Origin of the sequence: Mucilaginibacter sp. P25, assembly GCF_050859465.1 — a bacterium.
In the GTDB taxonomy this organism is placed as follows: domain Bacteria; phylum Bacteroidota; class Bacteroidia; order Sphingobacteriales; family Sphingobacteriaceae; genus Mucilaginibacter; species Mucilaginibacter gossypii.
On the sequence record NZ_CP193937.1, the window covers coordinates 5,216,344 to 5,237,629 of the forward strand.

Here is a 21,286-nt window from a genome sequence, read left to right on the forward strand (position 1 = left end):
GAAAAAGAAAGTGAAGACTATCTAAATGCTATTTAAGGCAAAAACATATTTTCACAGAAATGGTTAATTAATCATGCGTTTGCGTCTTTATTTTTTGATATGCTTTTCAATATCAGGCTTATGGGCCGCAGCGCAGACGTTAGTAACAGGGCAAGTGGTAGATGCGTCTAGCGGTGAGCCCCTTGCATCAGTTTCAGTGACTTTTGCAGGTAGTAATATTGGCACACAGTCAGATTCGCTGGGGCGGTTTCGGCTGGCCGGAGCAGTAACGTTTACACAGGTAGCATTTTCGCATGTTGGTTATTTACCCGCCGTCAAAGTAATTGTACCCGGGCAAGCGAATAAATTACAAGTATTGCTTGAACGGGATGCCAATGAGCTGGCAAATGTAACGATAACCTCTGTGAGAGGGCAGCGTTATCGCAACAAAGGAAATCCGGCAGTCGCGCTCATTCAGCAAGTGATCGATCATAAGCAGGAGAACCGGGCAGAGGCTGCAGCTTATTTGCAATACGAGCAGTATGAACGAATGGGACTATCTTTTTTAATTTACCGCAGAAAGTGGTTGAGAGTAAATTTTTTAGCCAATATAAGTTTATGTTGGATACGGTGCAGGGGCAAACTTTTTTGCCGGTATTGCTGGAAGAAAAGCTGTCGGACATTTATTTTCGAAAGGAGCCGGAGAAGAAAATACAGATACAGAGAGCCTATAAAGGCGTTAATATATTGCAGTTTATTGACACCGCGGGGGTTAAACTTTATGTAAACCAATTGTACGGTCATCAGGTGGATATTTATGAGAATAACCTGTTCATTATAGCTAACCAGTTTTTGAGCCCTATAGCGGATCATGCGCCAAATTATTATAAGTTTTTTATTACAGATACCATTAGCACAGCTATGGGTAAACAAGTAGAGCTCGCTTTTACGCCGCGCGCAAAAGGGGATCTGTTATTTGAGGGCAAGTTGGTTGTAACGTTGGACGGGCGTTTTTCAGTAACAGCTTGTGAATTAAGGCTAAATGGGAAGATCAATGTAAATTTTGTAAGAAGCTTTGATGTACTGTTAGATTTTGCCCGGCAAACTGGCGGTCGGTATGAACTGGCCAGCAGTAGGGTTAAGGCTGATTTTGGGCTGACTAAAAAAGGCTGGGGTGTATTTGGTGAGCGTAAGGTGATATATCGTAACTACAAAATCGGCGCGTCGCAGACTGCGGCATTTTACCAGGGTGAGACTTTACAGGTGGCTACGGGCAAAGCTGGTTTTGATACGCTTAGCAAAGGCCAGGCACAGGTTTACGAAAAGTTGTACAAACTGGAACAGATGCCGTCTTACAAAAGAACAATGTGGTGGCTGTCCACACTTACAGCGGGCTATGCCGATACCGGCCCGGTGCAAATCGGACCTATTGCACATTTTTTATCTTTTAATAGCCAGGAAGGCTTGCATTTGGAATTGGGCGGACGAGACTACTCCATTGCTGGATAGCACCTTTTATTTTGAGGGATACGTTGCTTATGGCACTAAAGATCATCGGGTAAAAGGGAGTGCAATCGCTTATCTTTCATTAAATAAAACAGCGCCCTACCGTTTTCCTAATAATTATTTTAAGGTAAGCTATTTATATGATGTAGATGTACCTGGTCATACTTTTTCGGTAACCAACCGTGCTACAGCATTCTCATCTTTTCAAACCGGAAAAACCAACTATTGGCTATATAGTAGAATATTTGAGCTACAATATTTTCGTGATTTCGAAAATCATTTCTCGTATATTCTGGGTTATAAAAACTGGCAGCAAACACCGGCTGCAGCACTGGTTTATCAAAAGAATGATGATGGCAGTTTGGTGAACAATTTAACTACCAGCGAGCTAAATCTTCACTTACGCTATGCACCGCACGAAGAGCTTATTCAGGGCAGCCGCACGCGGCATAGTATCCATAACCCTTATCCTATTTATGACCTTCTTATTAACCGTAGCCTTGGTGGCAAGTATGCCTATACCGACTTTGGCATTAACATTTATAAGCGCTTTTATCTCTCTCAGGCGGGCTTTACCGATGTTACCCTGCTCGGCGGCTATGTGCTGGGCAAAGTGCCTTTTCCCTTGCTCAATATCAGCCCCGCCAATCAATCGCTCGCCTATAAGCGAGATGCTTATAATGCCTTGAACTATCTTGAATTTGTGAGCGATCACTACCTTGGCCTTAACCTTACGCACACCTTTAACGGCTTCCTGCTAAACAAAGTCCCGCTAATCAAGCATCTAAAATGGCGGGAATTCATCTCTGCTAAAATATTGTACGGTGGCTTGCGTGCCGAAAACGATCCGACGCAAAGCACAGGCCTTTATCGCTTACCTGCTGCAACCAAAAGCTCCAACGGCACTTACACCCTTGGCAGCGCACCGTATGTTGAAGTCGGGGCCGGTATAGCCAATATTTTCAAATTTTTGCGGATCGACCTTATTCGCCGTTGCAATTATCTTGACCAACCCGGCGCACGCGTATTCAGCATCAAATTCAGTTTCCAACCTGAATTTTAAAACCAATGAAACTTGATTTGAAGCGGGGTTAAAAACTTTGAAGGAAAATAACACCGAACATTTAGATAATGCCAAAATTATAGACATAGCATCGTTGCGGCTAAATATGCTGTTTAAAGCGTATAGAAAGGCTAAAATTGACGAAAAAAGGCCGATTATTGGTTCGATATTTCCAGAAAAATAGAAGATTTTAGAAAAAGCTGTAAGAACCAATCAAATTAACTTGACTGCATTTTTAATTCACCACACTAACAATAAGTTAGGAAGAAAAAAAGCCGGGATAAAAACTTCGAAAAGCTTCATCCCGACTCGGTACTCCTTGACTTAGTTGGTTCGAACCAATTCAAAGAAGACTTGCAAATATTGTCCAAAATCCCTTTACAGGGGAAATAAAACATGACTTAACAATTTCCCATTAAATTGAAAACATTATTCAATTTAATGACTGCTTTGAGAAGCACCGAAAGAGTACTATTGGTTGTTTAATGTTTTTATACAGGTTCGAGCCCATTTTGGTGCACCTTCCGTGCGCCAAAATGGGCAACTTACGCACCACTTTTTAGATGATATGCGGCTTCTTGCTAATTTGTAAAAGGATTTTGATGAACCCTAATGGGTAATATCTGCACCATTTTTACAAATTGGTGCAATATTTTTTAGAAAATGAAATTTGTCAACCTTACCTTACTACTTATTTTATTGCTTGCCAAAATTCAAGCCCAAGATAAAAGTGTCCGCCCCACTTATAACTACGATGGCTATCTACAAATTTCAAATGATAAAAAATTGCCTATTAAGCTTAACTTTCTGGTGCTGTTGGATTCCTCGATTGTTGGATCCTATAATTATAATCCCCAAAATGGCCGACTGAAGCTTGCTGGCATTTTTAATACTGACTATTCTATAACTTTTTTTGAATGGGACATCAAAGGCCATAACACTGGACGATTTGATGGACAAGTGTCAAAGGACAGACATACAATCACGGGTATCTGGAAATCAGGCGATAAAAAGCATGAATTTCCATTGTGACTTACTTTAGTTATGGGCATGAAATCTTATTGGGATTATATTAAAAAATACAGATCGCTCAAAGAATATCACAATATCGATTCTGCGATCAAGCATAAAGATGATGTTGTAAGCATTGATGCTGCAAATCAACAACTTACCAAACTACCTCGACAACTTTTTAACTTGCATAATGTTATTTCTACAAACATTTTGGGTAATCGATTTACGACTTTTCCTATCGTAATAACAAAATTAAGTCAACTTGAGGAAATATCCTTTGCTTCCAACGATATGCGTTATGTTGGCCCCGAAATTGGCAAACTTAAAAACTTAAAGATTTTAATACTTGACTTCAATTCGTTCTCAAAGTTACCGGTACAAATAGGTGAACTAAGTAATTTACTTTACCTGGATGTTAGTATGAATAAGAATCTAAAATCATTACCATCATCCATTGCTAATTTAAAGCAATTACAGGAATTGCATATTGAAAGAACCTCTATCAATAAACGAGATATAAATCTCATCAAAGCGTTGCTTCCTAACTGCGTGGTTATTACTGACTGAATGAGTGGAAATAAAAAACTTGCGGAGAAAAATCTTTCCCCGCCGGTTATGGCTTTGCACTAAATGTCAAACCTTGTACACTCAAACCCGTCGGCCACACGAACCAATTCATAGATGACCTTAAAAGGTTCGCGCCTTTATTTGATGATTAAGGCCGATTTCGGAATATCTAACCCGTTTTTGATTGAACCAGAGAAAGGATTGCACTTAAAAAAATTTCTGTTTTTAATTTCTGTCGGTTCGAAGCCTGAAGTGGCACTTAAAAGAAAAGCCTTGATAATTATTTATGCTTTTTGGTATTTGAACCAAGTGATTATTCATTTCTTAAACTCTTAACCGGGTTGGTCAACGCAGCTTTCAGTGTCTGGTGGGGTGTGATGGTTTATCCGGACAGTTGATCTGTCATGATTTATAAAAGTAAAAATAAATAACTTGTTGTTTGTTTGTGGTGTTGAAATGTGGGAAACTCGGAGAGTTTTCCATATTTCAACACGTTTTTCTTTTTTGCTTCTTTTTTCTTTTTATCGGGCCTCCGCTTTTTGTGGATAACTTGCCTTTCGCTCAAACGCCATCGGGCTGATATAGCCTAAGGCTGAATGTCTTCGGATAGGGTTATAGTACATTTCAATATATTCAAATATCTCGCTGCGGGCATTTTCTATATTTTCAAAAGAGCCGTCCTGCAATAGCTCGGCTTTAAACCGGGAGAAGTACGATTCCATAAAAGCATTGTCATACGGATTGTCCGCATCGCTCATGCTTTGTAGTACATGACACCTGGCAAGCCATCGGCGGAATATATTCCCTGCATATTGTCCGCCACGATCTGAATGAACGATCAACCCCTTATCAGCTTTACGATTGCTATAGGCCTTCTGAAACGCCTCCAGTACAAGGGCCTCTTTCATGTGGTGCAACAACTGCCACCCGATCACTCTGCGGGAAAACAGATCCATCCATACCGCCAGATAGCACCAGGATCCTTCTCTTAGCGGGATATAGGTGATATCGCCAACCCATATCTGGTCTATCCCTGATGGCGGTAACCTGTCTTTCAACCGGTTGGGGCTGATTGGATATGGATGTCGGCTATCTGTTGTCCGGGGCACAAATGATCTGGGTTGAATCGCTTTCAATCCATTTTGATGTAAGATACGCCGTACCCGGTAATGACCTATCTTTAATCCCTGGTCTGACAACTCCGGGACTAACCTACGGATACCATAACGGTGTTTATGTAACCGGAAGGCTTCAACTACCTGCGCTTCGATCTTCTTTTGAACTGAGCATTCAGCCTGCTCATCCTGCTTACGATAGGCATAGTAACAGCTCCTGCTCACCGATAATACATCACACATCCTTATCACCGGAAAAAACAGCTCCTGTGATAAAATAAAAGCGTACACCTGCTTTAAGTTGTCCGGCTGAAAATGCCCAATGCTTTTTTTAAGATATCCCTTTCCTGCTCCACTTCTCGCAGACGTACCTTCATTCGTTCATATTCTTCTACCGATACAATCGGCGTTTCTGACCCTGGCGATTTCAGCGCCGATGATCCCGTTGTTTCTTTATAACGGCTTTTCCATTTGTGGATCAAATTCTCCCTGATCCCCAACGAAGCGGCCACGTCCACAACCGAACGACCACTAAAAACCATCTTCAATACATCCGACCTAAAATCCGCATCGTAAACACGGCGGCTTGACTTTTTCTTGTCCATTGATTTGCTAAGTTAAGCATCTCGACTGTCCGGCTTTACCGATGCATCTCAGGGAAGCTAACAGTTAGCAAGGCAATGACGATTGCAGCCAATCCTGATAATAAGAAAACCCATAAATTTATGTTAATGCGGTAGGCGAAATCCTGTAACCAATTATGCATTAAATAAAAGGCAATCGGCGAGGCCACTAACAATGAAATAATAATCAATCCTAAAACCTCTTTACTCAACATCGATACAATGCTTACAGCAGTTGCTCCAAGCACCTTCCGGATGCCTATTTCTTTTACGCGCTGCTGTGCGGTAAAAGTTGCAAGGCCAAACAGCCCCATACATGAAATAAATATCGCAATCAGCATGGCCGTATTCATCAATTGCGAAGTTTTCTGTTCCTTGTTATAGAAATTAGCGATGGTCTGGTCGAAAAAAGTATATTCGAATTTTTCATTTGGATACACTTCCTTCCACGCTTTGTTAATTTGGTCTATAGTTGTTTTAAAATCATTGATTCCTTTCCCGGTTGATAATTTGATACTAACAGTCCTTTCACTTTTTGTAACCGAGGCCATAAAGAAAGGGGTAACCGTTTCATGCAACGATTTTGAATTGAAGTCTTTTACGACCCCAACTATTTGCCTTGTAGAATTGGGCATGCCTATCCCGACAAATTTCCCTACAGCATCCTCCGGTTTTTTAAACCCAAGGGCTTTAGCACATGTCTCATTTATCAAATACTCCTTAATAGTATCCGAATGGATAAGATTGCGACCCGCTACAATCTTTAAGCCGAATAACGACACATAATTTTCGTCGCAAAAATCAAATGAAGCTTCGGTCTTTGAGTTTTCCGCCCCCTTGTTAAAAATGATTGTTCCGCCGTGCCGCTCTGCCGCGGGTGTCGTACGGTGGCGGCTTACTACTTGAACTCCCGGTATTTCTTTAACTTTATTGCAAAAAACATTTAGTTGATCGATGCTATTATTCCATTCTGTATGCATCGTTATAATTGCATCTTTGTTAAAACCCAGATCCTTATTTAATATAAAATTGATTTGCTTACCAACGATAAGCGTACCGATAATAAACACCAGTGATACAGTAAACTGGAATACGATCAATGTTTTCCTGAGATAACTCTTATTATTAAATTGTGTGGCCCCCTGTCCTTTCAGGCTTAATACGGGCAGATAAGATGATAACAGTCTTGCAGGGTAGAAACCGGCAAGTATGGAAGTTACGATAAGGATTAAAACCAAAAACAAAGACAATGCCGGGCTGAATAAACTCAAGTTTGCCCCCGGTGGAATAAAGGGATGAAATAAGAAGATTACCAGGTGTATGGCGAACAACGCAATAACTACAGCGATGAGGGTTAGTATAAAGGTTTCCACCATGAATTGCACCGTTAGGCTTGTTTTACTCCCGCCCAATACTTTATGTACACCCACCTCCCTGGCTCTTGCCAGGGATTGGGCAGTAGAAAGGTTTATAAAGTTGATAACCGCTATGAGTAAAATAAAAACCGCTATGGCTATCAGGGCATATAACGTTGGCAAATGTGTTTGCCTGGAATAGACATCGTGGTAGCGATTGTTAAAGTGAATATCAGCCAGGGGCTGCAGCAATAACCGCGGTGGCTTACCATACCCCGTTATATGAGCTTTTACAAAACCCGGAAATTGTTTTTCGATCTGTGCAGGCGTAACTCCTTTCGCAAGTTTCACATATCCCTGCGAATTAAATTCCCACATCCCCCAGTTATGCAGGTCGATATCGTGCTTTAAAAAGCTGTGTTCAACCGTTGCAAACGAAATAAAATCTTTAAAAGCGAGATCAGAGTTCTTAGTCCAGTCTTCCACTATCCCGGAAACTGTAAGACGTAATGAATCATTGTAAATAACCTGTTTACCTATAATAGCTGCTAATGGCACGGTGCCAAAATACCTCAATGCTTCGCTTCTGGACAATACTACCTTAAACGGCTCTTTTAAAGCTGTAGCAGAATTACCTTGTAGCCACTGGTATTTAAAAATATTGAAGTACTGTGGTTCGGTCACAATAAACGATTTGACTGATATAGATACATTGGTGCATTTGCTTAAATACGATACAGCCCACAGCCGTTTTCCTGGTGAGGTTAGCGCTGATGGCGACTACATGGTTGTTAACAGAAACCGAATTAAACTATTGAGCGAAAGAGATCCTGAAAAACTGCCTTGGGGTAAGTTAGGAATTGAACGGGTGATTGAGTCGACCGGAAGATTTACAGATAAAATATCTGTCGAAGCTCATATCCGTGCAGAAGCCAAAAAAGTGTTGATCACGGCACCTGCTACAGGCGGCATCAAGACCGTTGTACATGGTGTAAATAATGAATTAATTAGTGATGACGAGATTTACTCTACAGCCTCATGTACCACAGGCAGTATCGCACCGATGCTGCACATATTAGAAAAAGAATACGGAATAGAATCAGGCTTTATGGTTACGGTTCACGCATTTACAGCTGACCAAAACTTACAGGATGCGCCGCATAAAGATCTTCGCCGGGCTCGTGCCGCCGCTTATAATATTATTCCAACAACTACCGGCGCGGCAAAGGCTATAGGCGATGTTTTACCGAATCTTAAAGGTAAGTTGGACGGTTACTCATACCGTGTTCCGGTAATTGACGGTTCAATTGTCGACCTGTCGATCAACCTGAAAAACGAGGTATCAGTTGCTGAACTCAATGAGGTATTAAAGCGCTATTCAGACACCACATTAAAAGGAATTATGCAATATACTGAGGAGGCTTTTGTATCGTCCGATATTTTGGGTAATACACACTCTTCAATTGTAGATGGCACTATGACCAAGGCTATCGGAAAATTGGTTAAAGTGGTAGCCTGGTATGATAACGAAGTTGGCATATCTAACCGGATCTCAGAACTGATCAGCTCAATATAAATGAGATAGTCACGATTTAATCTGACAGTTACGATAAATTAAAGAACGTAACTGTCAGATTAAATCGTGACTATCTCAGAGAAAAACATGCACTTGTCAGATTAAATCGTGACTATCTCACATTATTTATTCCTATTACATCATTTGAGAGATAAACTTTACTGCTTTCATTTATTATTATTTTATTATACAAATCAGTAATTTATAATCAAAGTCTGCGTTTGTTTTGAAAATATCTATAGACGCTAGCTTCGGTAGAATATTTTTCACAAGCTAATTTCTTGAAGGTAAACTCTTCAAAACCCAGTTAAAAAATTAGATATACTGCCTTTTTCAGCATTGACCGCCCTGATACAGTACTTTGCGGATCTCCTAAATATAAAATTTCATTGATAGAATGCTCGGCCTCTACGTTCGTGTTATATTAAAATTTAACTTTTGAGCCGGTCACCAATTGTTGGTCAGCCAATTAAGGTATTGTATTGTTTTAAATCGCTTGGTATAAATTTCATTCAGCTTTTCCTGTGTATCCAGCACTTTTTGTTCCCGCGAATTCACCAGGAACAAAGAACTTTCGCCCATCTTAAATTTCGTCTCCTCGCCTGTCAATAAAGTCCTGTTGTTGTTTTGTATCGCATTATTGATCAGAATCTGCTTTTCGAGGTTCATAAATTCGTTACGGTAATTATTCCACTTTACAGTTATTAGGTTTTGCTTGTCTAAAAGGTAATATTCCGCTTCCTTTATCTTTATTTTACTTAAACTGTAGGCGGCCCGTTGTTTGGTGAACGTCAACGGCATCGCAATAGTGAAACCAAATTTCTGGTTGTTTTGCAACCAATTTGAATTCAGGTTATTAAACAACGCGCCGCCCGAGTTCAGGACACCGATATTTACGTTGAATATTGGTTTGACCTCTTCTAATTTCAGTTTCCTTTCAATATTTAACTGATCTATTTTAAACATATATGCTTTTACATCCGGATTTTGGGCATACACCGCAGCCGGTTCTTTTAAAAGCAGGCTATCGGATACAGCCATTTTAAGAAGGCTGGTATCTGGTTTAATTTTTAATTTTTTCGGGTCTGCAGGTTTTAAATTATCCAACCATAAATAGGCAGCCAGTTCATTCTTTTTGTTTAAAACCAAATTCTGATATTCGGTTAGCTTTTGCTGCCTGCTTTGAAGAAGCGTCAGCGCCTCTAAGGTGTCAATTGCCGGTCTGTCCCCATTTTTATAAAGCAGATTTACACCCTCAAGCCTTACTAAGGCCAGATCAACTGCTCTTTCGTAAACCTTTGTATTTAACCAGGCATTTAGCCATTCTGCATAGGTATGTGTAGCATTCACAAACAGATCGTTCAGCATTTGCCGCTGTTCGTTGGCTGCGATGTTTTGGTAGATCGCAGCCCGCTTCAGCGCAGCTCTGCGTTCATCAATCAATAATCCGCGGCCCAATGATAAGCTTACTCCTAAGTAACTTAGTCCTTCTTTGGGTACCTTATTTTCGGAATTTACGTAATAACCGTCATAGTTTGTATAACTTCCTTTCAAATCGATGCCATACCAAAGCGGCAATTTAATCTCCGGTGTCACGTAATCGTAGTAACTGATTCCTCCAAACACTTTTTGCTCCCGGTTAACTTCCAGCTTTGGGTCAAAACCACCAATCGCTTCCCTGCGCGTGTACCGGGCTTTATCTGTATTTAATCCCGCCTGCAAAGCAATAGGATGATAACGCTTAATTGCTGCCAGGTATTCATTTAGCGTTAATAACTCATCTTGCCCTAGCGCATGTAAACAAACCATACACAGGGCAAAGGCTAACGGTATTCGTTTCATTTCTTGTTAGTAGTTTTACCTTTATCTGTAATAGTTGATGTATAAAAATTGGGCGGAAAACCGTTGAGCTGGCGCCACAGTTCATACCATACCGGCACATTATTGAGCAAGGCGATAACCTGGCAGCCGGTGCCATAACGTACTCCAGCAGGCCATTTCTTGCCTCCTTCATCCGGCTGTATCCATACTTTAAATTTGCCAGATGCGTCGATACTGTTATCGATGGCGGCAACACGGCCGGTAAATAAACCGTAGGATGCCTGCGGCCAGCCCGAAAAAACAATGGCCGGGAAACCGTCAAATTGAACACGGACCAGCTGTCCGTTACTTATTAGTGGCATATCGTTAGGTTCAACCGCTATCTCGATAGCTTTTTGAAAATGCAGGGGCACTATGGTGAGCAGTTGTTCGCCATCCTTAACAGTTTCGCCTATACCCGCCTTGATGCTTTGTAAGACCTGGCCATTTTGCGGGGCGATAATGTAATGGAAATTACTCCGGGCATTATAATTGAATAATTGGTTCTTGAGCTTTGAGATCTCACCTTCGCCGGTTGCTGCCTGAGAGAGTGCGGTAAAACGATCTCCTGACACTTTAGATATCTTCTCTGTGTAATCCTGAGACGTGGCCGAAAGTTCCAGCTTAATATTTAGCAGTTCATTTTTGCTGTTGTAAAATTTATTTTCGGTACCTGTTCTTTTAGCTAAAGCATCCTGATAATATTGCTGCCGCTGCTCATACTCGGTCAGCGATTTTAAACCTGCCTGATAAAGTTCCTTTTGCCTTTTTAATTGAAGATCTGCTATATTTAGCTGGTTGGCAGCGGAGACCATAGCTATACTGTCTGATTGTACCTGTAGCCCATATTGCTTAAGCTTATTTTGTAATTGACGTATTTTTAGCTGCAGGCTCTGCTGCAGGGCAGAAATCTGGCTATCAGCTGTTTCTACTTTACTTTTATAAAACTCAGTCGCATCGTTTTTAGCACGAAGTTGTTCGGAAGTCCGCTGGATAAGTTCCGGATCCAGGTATCTCGTCTTTAGTTTCGGTAATTTGCAGCAAAGTATCCCCTTGCTTTACCATGGCGCCATCACGTACATACCATTTGGCTATTCGCCCTGCTATCATGGTATTTACCTGTTGGGGGCGCTGTTGCGGTTCAAGGGTGGATACATTTCCTTTTGAACGGACATTTTGCGTCCAGGGCAGTAGCAATGCTACTAGCATGATGATGAGCATAGCAGCCATCCATTTCACCTTGGGTGTGTCAGGGCTGGCATCCACCGCTTTTTTGAATGAACGGTAACCCAGAAAGCGGCTGGTATTTGTATTTTTTCCAAAAACATCTATTTATCAGTTTATGTATTCAGTGTAATTAGCTTATCACATACGCCGGAGAACTCTTCCGAGTCAGATATGGCGATCAGACTAAAACTTTTATCATTGATGAGTTTATCAATTATCAGCCTTCGGTTTTCGGTTTCTATCCCCTGCAAGCCGTTTTCCATAACGAGAATTGCCGGTTTTAATAGAAAGCATCTTGCCAATAATATTTTTTGTATTACGCTGTAAGAAAGCTTTTGACCCTGCGGGTGAAGCACTGTTTGATAGCCATTTGCGTTCGCGTCGATAAAAAGTTGTAAGCCTACTAGCTGACAAATATCTGCGACAAACGTAAAGTCTGATTGCTCGTTACCCAGGGTAAGATTATCCCAAAGCGTGCCGCTGAATAATTCTTCCCTTGCAAAAAATATCGCCACACGGGAGCGCCAAACTTCGGCAGGTATGTTTTGAAGTGGCAGGCCGTTGATCAAAATTTGTCCGCTGTAACCGCTGTATAACCCGGCGATTATCCGCAGCAGGGTGGTTTTGCCGGAACCTTCTTTCCCGTTGATGCAAATTTTCTCTCCTGGTTTAACTTCAAAAGTCAGCTGATCAATAACAGGTTTGCGATGGTTAAAAGAAAAGCTTAGGTTTTGAACAGCGATCGTTAAAGGCTGATTAAGATCGATATTTCCGGCAGTTGCGGTGCTTAATTCAATATCGTGCGGTTTTTGCAAAACCTTGTCCAACTTTTCAATCGAAGTAAGCACATCATACAGCGTTTCCAGGCTGATAATCAATTTCTCTACCGAGTTGAGTACGGCAATAATAATGATCTCCGAAGCTATGAACTGGCCAAGGTTAATCTGCTGTTTCAGGAACAGCAGCGTGCCAATTATTAACATGGCGGCTGTGATGATGACTTTGAACGCTATTAACGCCCGGTATTGAAATACAAGTACCTTAAAGTGCGCGCTACGTGCATCAAGATACCCGACCGTAAGTTCGTCGGTTCTTTTGATGTGCAACTGATGCTTCTGTGAATACTTGAAGGTCTTGATGGCCCGTGAGATCTCTTCCAGCCAGTGGCCAACCTCATACTTGTACTCGCTTTCTTCCATACTGGTGGTAAAGCCTTTATGGCTGCTAAAATAAAATATCATGCAAACTATGGCCAGCAACATCAGGCCTAATATGATGAAAACCGGGTGGTAGAAACTTAACAGAACCAGACCGAACAATATCTGAATAGAAGCTGCGGGGATATCAAGCAACAGTTTAGAAAGCCCTTTCTGCAAACTTGCTGTATCAAAAAAGCGGTTTACGAGTTCGGGAAGATAATAGCTGTCAACGCTCAAAAGATCGATACGGGGTATGCGATATGCATAAGCGAAGGTTAGGCGTGTGAAAATACGCTGCTGGATACTTTCTGTTACCCGCATTTGCAACACTTGTATCATGCCGTTTAGCAGCACACCTCCTACGACAAACGAAATGAGCACTACTAATGATGCAGATAATACACCGCCAAAAAGCATACCGATTATTGCTTGTATACCTAAGGGTAGCGAAAGCTGAATCATTCCGGTTAGGGTCGCAAAAAAGTATATCTGCCCAACTTCCTTTCTTTCCAGGTTGATAAGTTGAAAAAGCTTTTTCCTGCACTTCTTATAGATGCCTGGGAATTGTCAGACATAGGACTAAGAATTTAAATCAATTTCGATATATCCCATCACTTCTACCTGATGGTCGCCTTCAATGCCATCTGTTAAAAGTTTTCTTATTTCTTCCCGGGTGTTTTGCAAGCTTTTTAATTTTTGTTCAATGGCGCTAACGGAACTGTCATTATGTTCCATGGCACCTAGAAGCTGAATATTATGGTAATTTATTTTATGATTATAAAAACTCATAATGATAGACAAGGCCTCATTGGAGTTGAATTTGCCTGAAATAAGCGGATAACTTTTTTTGCCGTACATGATTTAATTTTTTAATTGATATGTTTAATAGTTATTTATATTTTCTTCATGTATGATTGAATTTATTGGAAATTTACAGGATATTCTCCCGATAATATGCCGGATATCAACGAGTCATTGTGTAACTACAGTCGCCTGTATAGATACATTCCCCGAAGTATTTCCTGATAAATATACTTGCTCACCCACCGATACCTCTTGGATTTCGATTTTTGCACCTGCTGCCAGAGTGATGGATAAAGTGGCGTCCATGATCTCGGGGCCTATTCCGTCACCTTTAGCTACAGTAATTGTTGTCATACGCTTTTAATTTATTTCAACAAAATTCGGGATTGCAAATCATAAATTTTCATTTATATTTGTAATTTTATGTATTAATATTTTTTATAAGTTAACTTGAAGAAGATATGTCCAGTTTCGTTCATCACTTAAAAAATATCAATTTTAACCAAGCAGCAGTTTTGTGTTAATGGTTCTTATTCATTTTTTCTTACTTCTATAATCAATTATGCAATATACCCTGCACCAGTTACAAATATTTTTGAAGATCACACAGACGATGAGTATCACCAAGGCTGCTGAAGAACTTCATCTGACACAGCCCGCCGTATCCATCCAGCTGAAGAATCTGCAGGACCAGTTTGAGATACCGCTTACTGAGGTCATTGGAAGACAGTTATACGTGACGGATTTTGGTGCGGAGATCGCTGTAGCGGCTGAAAAGATCCTCGCTGAGGTTCACGCGATCAACTATAAGACCCAAGCCTACAAAGGCCAGCTTACCGGCAGGCTAAAGTTGTCGGTAGTCTCGACCGGAAAATACGTTATTCCTTATTTCCTTTCTGATTTTTTAAAGCAACACCAGGGCATCGAATTGGTGCTGGACGTAACCAATAAAGCACGTGTGATCGAAAGCCTGGAAAAAAATGAAGTCGATTTTTCGCTGGTATCGGTATTGCCCGATAAGCTGATGGTAGACGCCACAGAGCTGATGCAGAATAAATTGTATCTGGTAGGCGGAAAAGATACGGAATCATCAAAAGGCAGTACGCATCATATATTGGAACAACTTCCGATCATTTACCGTGAAGAGGGCTCAGGCACCCGGCACACCATGGAAAGATACCTTTCCGCTCATAACCTTAAGGTCAGAAAAAAATGGAGCTGACATCTAATGAAGCGGTAAAGCAGGCGGTCATCGCGGGCCTTGGCTATGCGATCATGCCGCTGATCGGCATCAAGAACGAACTTATCAATGGTGAAGTTAAGATCATTCCGGTCAAAGGGCTTCCGCTGAATTCGGTCTGGAAAATGATATGGCTTAAAAGCAAAGCCTTTTCTCCTGTAGCAGCAGCTTTTCTGCTGCACCTGCAGAAAGAAAAGACCAGGATCATCCATGAGAAATTTTCCTGGTTCGAGCAGTATGTAGCGCAGCTGGAGGCCTGAATACTATCGGACCTTTTTTAAAAACAAGGCGCATCTTTGCACTATGGTCAAACTTTCTGTTATGAAAAGCCAGCCTGCCGTTTATCCAGGTATGGCTTACTCGTGCTTTGAAAGGTTCTCGTCCTACAAAGACGTCCAGCTGCACTTGTAATAGAACGGATCCTGCTGTAACTGTGGCCGGCAAATCCGGGCCTGCCAGTACGAGATCTGCGTAATATCACTCCCGGATATACGCCCGGTCCAGAATTCGGTAAACTTCAGCAACATGATGGCTTTTCTTCTTTACGATTTCCGTCAGTCTGATTTTCCCCTGGTGATATAGTTCCATCATCATCTGCAGCGCATGCCGTACAAGCGCCCTCCGCTTTTCCATCCAGGTAGCTGCCTTGTTTTTCCGCCGGCAGGTGCGGCGCATGATCGGTCGCGATCATGCCCAGGTGACCGGCTAACACTTTTTGACCGCCGGGTTCCACTTTTTGATGTTCCCCGGTCGATCATAATCCTGATCTGAGAAATATAAATGGGGCAGTCAGGCCTCCGCAGTGATATGCTTTTCACGTACATGCTTGTTGTCCAAAAGCAGCGCCTCCTCCAAAGTGGAAGTGTGCAGCAAATGTAACCGGTCAGCATTTTTTCCGGCAGCGGCAAGTGCCCTCTTTGTCGCTCCTATGCACGACTCTGCGCTACAGGTTCTCGCATGTTACCGGCAGGGGGCTTTTCCGTCGTCTATCAAAGGATGTTTTTTCAAAAACCAGGGTCAAAGGTCCGGGCCAGAATGCTTCCGTCAGGTACGTCGCAAGCTGAGGGACTTCAACCGCGACATCGGCCGGCTTTGCAGACGACGCGATAGGAACGATCAGGGGAAGCCAGCCTTCGTTTCAGCTCAAATATTTCAGCTACTGCTTTTTCATTCAGGCCATACACTGTTTCAGTGGGAATAGCGATGACACTGCCGCTATTTGAGATTTCAATGCCCCTGGCCATTGCCGGAGAGAGGGGTATATGCTTCATGTTGAAATTGATTAATTGTTTAGGTGTGTCTTTACATGATGATCAGGGATTGCAATAGTCGCAATACTGCGGGTCTTCAGTTTCTTCTCCAAAGGGATAAAGCTTTAAAACGCTATGCAGGCATTTTTTGCATTGGTAACGGTGGGACAGCGTTTTTTTGTCGGCAGGCCGCATTGACTGCATTGCAGACCTGGTTTGACCTCGATGACGTCAAATCCGGGAAACTGGCACCGGGGGCAGGTCCGTAATATGATTTCAACCAACTTTGCCGCGACCTCAGCAATAACCTGCATGCGCGTTGGGTTGTACATCGCACGCATATCGGTCTCCAGGAATACTTCTCCGTAATTTTTCAGATGGGTTTCAAAATTTGTTTCAAGAATCTCCCAGCTCTGGATTCCTTTCAGCGTATCGGATCGCTGCGGACCTCTCAGGATCAGACCATGGGCAGGAAAACCCGCGATATGGGCAAACTTAACAGCATCCGGCCAGTCTGCGAATTTGCTTCCGCCGAAATTTGTTTTAGGGCTTACTACTCTTGCCCTGACATAGATGTCATTTTCAAGGTCCATAAATACCATGATCTCGTCATCGGCTGGTATGAAAAAGATTGTGGGATGCGCACCGAAAGATCCTTCACTCGCCACCGCCAGTGTACAGCCCGTCATCCTACAGGCGTCCAAGCACTTTGTCCTGGCGGTTTCCAGCGGGTCTTTTTCCCGTTCGATCTCGCCGGAAAATGTACCGTACCGGTCAGTATTGAACCCTTCGGGCAGTAAGGCTTCTACACCCAGCGCCTTTTCCAGTAATGGGGCAATGACTTTTTCTTTACCATGCATAGTCGCTATAACCAGTTTCCTCCCCTTGAACAGCGCGGCTGATCGTTTGTTCATGATGTGATGATTATGCAAGCAAATCCGACCATTCCTCAGTATTGATGACGGTCCAGCTGCAGTCATACTGATATAAACTGATTTGGTTACCGTACAAAGGATCCATGACCATCAGGTAGATCCACTTGTTGTCGACCAGGTTCTTTATATGATCATTTCTTAACAGTATCTCCGCTATCCGCGAGACCGGCGCTTGAATAAGCACCGACAATCGCAGAGGATGGTGATAAATAATATTATCGGAACTATTGACGGACTGCAGGGGCAGACCGGATTTCAGATCTCCGCCGTTTCCCTGTACGACACCGAAATTCCCTGTGACATTATGGGTAATTTTTGATCCCCCGCCAAAGCGTTCGTTATCAACGGTGGAAAAATAGTAATGGTTGTTGATCCATTGAGTGACCACCATCGGGCCCTGCATGATCATCTCCAGGAACAATCCCTGTTCATCGGCTTCCCAATCGTAGGAATGCAGAAAGCACTTGCCTTCAAGGTTCATGCCCCTGGTCAGGTCGCGCGGTGCCACGATAAATCCTGCATTGCCGGCAAGTCCCCATTCGGGCCTGGTTTCTGCCCAGTTACTCGCTTTTTTACGAGCCGCATCAAGTCCGTTCAATGATCCCAGCCGTTCGCTTGTCGCAATTCGCTGGACATCGGCAAGATCTTGCTTTATCTGTTTTAGCATCGATAGATGAGATGCCGGTGCTTCGGAATCGAAAATAACAAGTTCATCGGTTGCTGTATTGTGTTCGGCACCAACAAAAAAGTGCCGGCGGGAATGGAGATCCCGCAGTCACTCTTTAAGAAAGTTCTTACATCGGCTTGATTGGCCAGTTCAGCCAGCATACGGGCATTATGACGTCCCGGACTCGCCGCACAGGCACCGCAGTCGAGGCTCGATTTAAACGGGTTATTAGCTGATTGACCAGCGTGGCCGGCAAAGATAACCAGTGGTGCAAATTCCTTCCAGCCAAGCAGGTCAAAAGCTGTCTTAACAATTAAAGCCCTTTCTTTCAGCTTTATCCCGTCCTCGGTGTAATCTCCCTGATTTTTCTTTAACTGCGGTACGCAACTATTTTCATATTGATCCGCTGATTTGTCTGTACGTGATTTTGCGACAGATGGGAAAAACGTCCTTCGAATCAGGCTAAAACCATAAAAAAGACCTGTTCCCTCTACATAACCGAAAGCCGAAGGCAGCATGTTTTTCAGGCGCTGGCTAAGGAAGCTGATGAAACCCTGGTAGTTCTTCTGCTGCTGATATTGTGCCAGCTCAGCTGATTTTTCCTTTAGCGCCGATTCTGTGATCATGTACGCGGAGTCCAGGATCGGCGGGCATGACTTGCGGATCAGTCCGCTGGCCGGGTCGCAGTAATTGGTGGCAATGCCAAAAAAGCCGGCATAACCGAAGGTTTCGTATTGTCCTTTGGCTTCAATATGCCTCCTGATTGGCTCCGACCTGGTGTCGATGCAAAATACCATTTGCGCCAAAGTGCTTTTACTTAGTTTACTCACAGATTTAAGGCTCATCAGATTTTCCTGAAGCCTGCCGGCCAGCCTTTTCTGCCAGCTGCTTTCCCAGGCTGCGAGCCAGATCAGCTGCAATTCGGAAACTGCCTGTTCGTCTTCCGCAATTTTTTCTTCAGATCGAATTCCCCGTTGATCTGTTCCGCTAGCCAAAGACGGACAGCCAGGTAATCTTCCAGCGTAACTGGGTTCTGCTGCTGCCATGGCGGGCACTCGCTCATACGGTACTTGATATAGCCGGTCCAGCCCGGCAGCGCCGACAAATGATATTTGAAGATAGCTGTTTGTTCCTCCGCACTGCATCCCTTCAAGATAACGCGGAGCGTTTCAACCGCGGTGTGGGGCATCGTATGAATTGAAAAATTACGCAACTCACTGTCATGAAGCGCGATTCTCCGCCAGGCTGTAAAAAAGCCCGCTGATCTGCCCGGCATTTCCCATTCCGCCATACCTTCATCCATAAATACGCTGAGCCATTTGGCGGTGATCCTGTCGAGCTCATGGGTCTCGTTGGTCCGGTGCGGACAACTGGTTACATCCATTTCTTCCAGGTAGTACTCGGGTTTCTGGTAACGACCACTTTCTGCCAGCTTTTCAGCAAGGATTTGGTAATCAATTTCTCCGGACATAAAAGCTTGGCGAAACATGGCCGCACCGGGTAGAGCTAATACCTGCAATGTTCTTTTAGCCTCCATAACAGCCTCTCCAAACGGCAGGTGTTCATAGCCGGACAGCGGGTTAGCGGTCACAAAGCCGTATAAAGGCCAGGTTTTGTCAACCACGGCGGAGGCCTCTTTTATTGCGGCCGTAAATTCAGATCTGATCATAGGGATTGGTTTTTTGATAGTAAGATGGTTTTTTTGTAGGGCTGTGAATCGTTCAATAATTTTACGTAAAGCCAGGACCATTTTTTATATATGCCTAACTTCATGACAAAAAAGCCCGACAGGAAAATTAAACCAAACAGTATATGTAGGGGCGATAACGCAGTCGGGCTTTCAACATCCGGCATATCGCTCATGACCCTGCTCAGACCATTATAGATTAGGGCATAACTGCCCATACCGGCAGAGTATAGCAGCACCGGCAGGTAAATTTTACGCCCGACCGAAAGCGACTGCTGCTTAACGATATTATAAGTTGCCTGTCCTACGGTTATAGCCACGATAAGCGTTAAAAAAATACCGCTATTGATAATGATGCCTTTTCCAGTTAGTATAGCGAAACAGCCGGCTCCAAGGATGCCGGCAATTAACACAGCCACTGCATGTTGGGGACTGATTTTTATCGCCAACGGTTTGCCAGGTGCGGAAACCTGTACCTGTTCTCCAGAGGAAAGAAATAGATAAGCCTTATAAAAGCCGTGCAGGATCAGGTGGGTCACCGCAGCATTAAAAAAACCAAGTCCGCATTGCATAATCATAAACCCCATTTGGGCGATAGTGGAACAGGCCAGTTTTTGCTTGATACTGGTCTGCAGTAATTTGCTGAACTGGGCTGCGATCGCAGTTATCCCGCCTGTGACAAAAAGAATTGAAAGTGCGTCCGCTTTTAAAAGCACGGGGGCAAACAGGGTGAGCAGAATACCTGAGCCGTTAACAAAACCGGCGTGCATCAGTGCTGAAGCCGGTGTTGGTGCGGTCATCGCCGAAAGCAGCCAGCGGTGAAAGGGATAAATAGCGGATTGTATCAGGGCGGCAGTGATGATCAAAATGGAAGAGGAAAGCCAAACAGCTTTTGGAAGGCTGTTTAGTGTCGCTGTAATACCGCTTAACGTAAAATTGTTTGTTGCAAAACCAAGTATTAACACCCCTGCAGTCAGCGCTGCGCCAGAGCACAAAAAATACTTTTGTGCAAACCCGGCTGCCTGCCTGGCTTCGGGCCATCCGTTGATTATACCGATCAGCCTTGCCATAAAAAAACCCATCGTAAACCAGGCGAGCGACAATGCAATGATATGATCACAAGTGACAAATATCATTACTGACAACGTAAATCCCAGGCACAGGCCCGTAAAGCGGGAATGATACTTAAAGCCCTTGAGGTATGTGGAGCTGTAAACACTGATAATGGCACTGAAAAAACTAACAACCGACCATATCAAGAGCGTGAATGCTTTGATCTTAAATATTCCAAAGTAACACCAGGGTAGATTCTTATTGGTAGTTGTGGCCAACAATACGATTGAGAACAGGCACAAAACCGACAAGAAAATATTTATTAGCTGGTTGAATAAATTGGCGGGTGATTTTTTAAGATTTTTTAAATTAATTGGCTGGGCATTTGTTTTCGATTGCATTTCGTTCTTGTTTTGATGAATACGCTGCAAAACTGAAAAGAAATATTTATTAATTTTTATTTATATATTAAATGAATCATATAAAATTATTTTATGATAATAAATGAAGTACAATTGCTTACTGTACGCCGGCACATAGGCTATATTCTTAATTGGACATATTAA

19 protein-coding genes and 4 pseudogenes are annotated in these 21,286 nt (G+C 42.9%); 7 read left to right on the forward strand and 16 right to left on the reverse strand.

Features of this window, described 5'->3' with window-relative positions:
* Window positions 1-73: 73 nt before the first annotated feature.
* The 5 genes and pseudogenes from ACRQ5D_RS26295 to ACRQ5D_RS26315 all read left to right on the forward strand — a co-directional run.
* Window positions 74-385, forward strand: a pseudogene (locus ACRQ5D_RS26295) (carboxypeptidase-like regulatory domain-containing protein); the annotation flags it as partial.
* Window positions 386-597: 212 nt separating this feature from the next.
* A complete protein-coding gene (locus tag ACRQ5D_RS26300; RefSeq protein WP_432327122.1) occupies window positions 598-1,488 on the forward strand; it encodes a DUF5686 family protein in 891 nt (296 codons plus the stop codon).
* Window positions 1,478-2,548, forward strand: coding sequence for a DUF5686 family protein (locus ACRQ5D_RS26305; protein ID WP_432327124.1), 1,071 nt, complete (start codon window positions 1,478-1,480; stop codon window positions 2,546-2,548). Before ACRQ5D_RS26300 ends, ACRQ5D_RS26305 begins: the two co-directional genes overlap by 11 nt.
* A gap of 663 nt (window positions 2,549-3,211) precedes the next feature.
* Entirely contained in the window at window positions 3,212-3,580 is a 369-nt protein-coding gene (locus tag ACRQ5D_RS26310; RefSeq protein ID WP_091176175.1) for a hypothetical protein, read from the forward strand.
* An 18-nt stretch (window positions 3,581-3,598) separates the two neighbouring features.
* Window positions 3,599-4,129 carry a leucine-rich repeat domain-containing protein gene (locus tag ACRQ5D_RS26315; protein WP_176844597.1) on the forward strand — a complete coding sequence of 177 codons (531 nt, stop codon included), beginning with the start codon at window positions 3,599-3,601 and terminating at the stop codon, window positions 4,127-4,129.
* Window positions 4,130-4,650: 521 nt separating this feature from the next.
* Here ACRQ5D_RS26315 and ACRQ5D_RS26320 read toward each other — a convergent pair.
* From ACRQ5D_RS26320 to ACRQ5D_RS26330, 3 genes are read right to left on the reverse strand one after another with little or no spacing between them, the layout of a single operon-like run.
* On the reverse strand, window positions 4,651-5,535 hold the full coding sequence (locus tag ACRQ5D_RS26320; protein WP_431198369.1) for an IS3 family transposase: 885 nt from the start codon (window positions 5,533-5,535) through the stop codon (window positions 4,651-4,653).
* A gap of 5 nt (window positions 5,536-5,540) precedes the next feature.
* Window positions 5,541-5,849, reverse strand: coding sequence for a transposase (locus ACRQ5D_RS26325; RefSeq protein WP_143020740.1), 309 nt, complete (start codon window positions 5,847-5,849; stop codon window positions 5,541-5,543).
* A 35-nt stretch (window positions 5,850-5,884) separates the two neighbouring features.
* On the reverse strand, window positions 5,885-7,906 hold the full coding sequence (locus tag ACRQ5D_RS26330; protein ID WP_091162895.1) for an ABC transporter permease: 2,022 nt from the start codon (window positions 7,904-7,906) through the stop codon (window positions 5,885-5,887).
* 10 nt (window positions 7,907-7,916) lie between these two features.
* Here ACRQ5D_RS26330 and ACRQ5D_RS26335 point away from each other — a divergent pair, with 10 nt between their 5' ends.
* Entirely contained in the window at window positions 7,917-8,798 is an 882-nt protein-coding gene (locus ACRQ5D_RS26335) for a type I glyceraldehyde-3-phosphate dehydrogenase (RefSeq protein WP_218134337.1), read from the forward strand.
* A 447-nt stretch (window positions 8,799-9,245) separates the two neighbouring features.
* Here the strand turns inward: ACRQ5D_RS26335 and ACRQ5D_RS26340 are convergent, their stop codons facing one another.
* The 6 genes from ACRQ5D_RS26340 to ACRQ5D_RS26365 form a co-directional block, all read right to left on the reverse strand.
* Window positions 9,246-10,640, reverse strand: coding sequence for a TolC family protein (locus ACRQ5D_RS26340; RefSeq protein WP_091162894.1), 1,395 nt, complete (start codon window positions 10,638-10,640; stop codon window positions 9,246-9,248).
* The gene (locus ACRQ5D_RS26345; protein ID WP_431200874.1) at window positions 10,637-11,707 is read right to left on the reverse strand and encodes an HlyD family secretion protein; all 1,071 of its coding nucleotides are present in this window, start codon (window positions 11,705-11,707) and stop codon (window positions 10,637-10,639) included. The genes ACRQ5D_RS26340 and ACRQ5D_RS26345 overlap by 4 nt, the downstream gene beginning before the upstream one ends.
* Window positions 11,622-11,924 (reverse strand): biotin/lipoyl-binding protein, encoded by a 303-nt coding sequence (locus tag ACRQ5D_RS26350; RefSeq protein WP_432327127.1) that lies wholly within the window; start codon window positions 11,922-11,924, stop codon window positions 11,622-11,624. Before ACRQ5D_RS26350 ends, ACRQ5D_RS26345 begins: the two co-directional genes overlap by 86 nt.
* Before the next feature lie 74 nt (window positions 11,925-11,998).
* Complete coding sequence (locus ACRQ5D_RS26355) at window positions 11,999-13,639, reverse strand: peptidase domain-containing ABC transporter (protein ID WP_432329877.1); 1,641 nt, start codon at window positions 13,637-13,639, stop codon at window positions 11,999-12,001.
* A 24-nt stretch (window positions 13,640-13,663) separates the two neighbouring features.
* Window positions 13,664-13,942 (reverse strand): hypothetical protein, encoded by a 279-nt coding sequence (locus ACRQ5D_RS26360; protein WP_091162891.1) that lies wholly within the window; start codon window positions 13,940-13,942, stop codon window positions 13,664-13,666.
* A gap of 114 nt (window positions 13,943-14,056) precedes the next feature.
* Window positions 14,057-14,242: an isocitrate/isopropylmalate family dehydrogenase gene (locus tag ACRQ5D_RS26365; RefSeq protein WP_091162890.1), complete on the reverse strand. Its 186-nt coding sequence runs from the start codon at window positions 14,240-14,242 to the stop codon at window positions 14,057-14,059.
* 259 nt (window positions 14,243-14,501) lie between these two features.
* Between ACRQ5D_RS26365 and ACRQ5D_RS26370 the strand changes: the two are divergent.
* Window positions 14,502-15,388, forward strand: a pseudogene (locus ACRQ5D_RS26370) (LysR family transcriptional regulator).
* A gap of 257 nt (window positions 15,389-15,645) precedes the next feature.
* On the opposite strand, the gene ACRQ5D_RS26375 reads toward ACRQ5D_RS26370, so the two are convergent.
* The 7 genes and pseudogenes from ACRQ5D_RS26375 to ACRQ5D_RS26405 all read right to left on the reverse strand — a co-directional run bounded on the left by ACRQ5D_RS26375 (window position 15,646) and on the right by ACRQ5D_RS26405 (window position 21,121).
* A complete protein-coding gene (locus tag ACRQ5D_RS26375; RefSeq protein WP_091162888.1) occupies window positions 15,646-15,861 on the reverse strand; it encodes a hypothetical protein in 216 nt (71 codons plus the stop codon).
* Window positions 15,862-16,071: 210 nt separating this feature from the next.
* Window positions 16,072-16,248, reverse strand: a complete 177-nt coding sequence (locus ACRQ5D_RS26380; RefSeq protein WP_143020686.1) for a Sua5/YciO/YrdC/YwlC family protein — start codon at window positions 16,246-16,248, stop codon at window positions 16,072-16,074.
* Complete coding sequence (locus ACRQ5D_RS26385) at window positions 16,199-16,399, reverse strand: Sua5/YciO/YrdC/YwlC family protein (RefSeq protein WP_432327129.1); 201 nt, start codon at window positions 16,397-16,399, stop codon at window positions 16,199-16,201. The genes ACRQ5D_RS26380 and ACRQ5D_RS26385 overlap by 50 nt, the downstream gene beginning before the upstream one ends.
* A gap of 42 nt (window positions 16,400-16,441) precedes the next feature.
* Window positions 16,442-17,358: pseudogene (locus tag ACRQ5D_RS26390) on the reverse strand (DUF6671 family protein).
* Window positions 17,303-18,975 (reverse strand): annotated as a pseudogene (locus ACRQ5D_RS26395) (putative inorganic carbon transporter subunit DabA). The pseudogenes ACRQ5D_RS26390 and ACRQ5D_RS26395 overlap by 56 nt, the downstream one beginning before the upstream one ends.
* On the reverse strand, window positions 18,891-19,649 hold the full coding sequence (locus ACRQ5D_RS26400; protein ID WP_432327131.1) for a putative inorganic carbon transporter subunit DabA: 759 nt from the start codon (window positions 19,647-19,649) through the stop codon (window positions 18,891-18,893). Before ACRQ5D_RS26400 ends, ACRQ5D_RS26395 begins: the two are co-directional and overlap by 85 nt.
* Complete coding sequence (locus ACRQ5D_RS26405) at window positions 19,646-21,121, reverse strand: proton-conducting transporter membrane subunit (protein ID WP_091162887.1); 1,476 nt, start codon at window positions 21,119-21,121, stop codon at window positions 19,646-19,648. The genes ACRQ5D_RS26400 and ACRQ5D_RS26405 overlap by 4 nt, the downstream gene beginning before the upstream one ends.
* Window positions 21,122-21,286 lie beyond the last annotated feature (165 nt).

What these genes read in the sequence shown, in the direction of transcription:
- ACRQ5D_RS26400 (WP_432327131.1), bottom strand. Translation starts at nt 19,649, where the DNA reads ATGATCAGATCTGAATTTACGGCCGCAATAAAAGAGGCCTCCGCCGTG.
- ACRQ5D_RS26365 (WP_091162890.1), bottom strand. Translation starts at nt 14,242, where the DNA reads ATGACAACAATTACTGTAGCTAAAGGTGACGGAATAGGCCCCGAGATC.
- ACRQ5D_RS26300 (WP_432327122.1), top strand. Translation starts at nt 598, where the DNA reads ATGTTGGATACGGTGCAGGGGCAAACTTTTTTGCCGGTATTGCTGGAA.
- ACRQ5D_RS26325 (WP_143020740.1), bottom strand. Translation starts at nt 5,849, where the DNA reads ATGGACAAGAAAAAGTCAAGCCGCCGTGTTTACGATGCGGATTTTAGG.
- ACRQ5D_RS26385 (WP_432327129.1), bottom strand. Translation starts at nt 16,399, where the DNA reads ATGAAGCATATACCCCTCTCTCCGGCAATGGCCAGGGGCATTGAAATC.
- ACRQ5D_RS26315 (WP_176844597.1), top strand. Translation starts at nt 3,599, where the DNA reads ATGAAATCTTATTGGGATTATATTAAAAAATACAGATCGCTCAAAGAA.
- ACRQ5D_RS26340 (WP_091162894.1), bottom strand. Translation starts at nt 10,640, where the DNA reads ATGAAACGAATACCGTTAGCCTTTGCCCTGTGTATGGTTTGTTTACAT.
- ACRQ5D_RS26405 (WP_091162887.1), bottom strand. Translation starts at nt 21,121, where the DNA reads ATGCAATCGAAAACAAATGCCCAGCCAATTAATTTAAAAAATCTTAAA.
- ACRQ5D_RS26310 (WP_091176175.1), top strand. Translation starts at nt 3,212, where the DNA reads ATGAAATTTGTCAACCTTACCTTACTACTTATTTTATTGCTTGCCAAA.
- ACRQ5D_RS26360 (WP_091162891.1), bottom strand. Translation starts at nt 13,942, where the DNA reads ATGTACGGCAAAAAAAGTTATCCGCTTATTTCAGGCAAATTCAACTCC.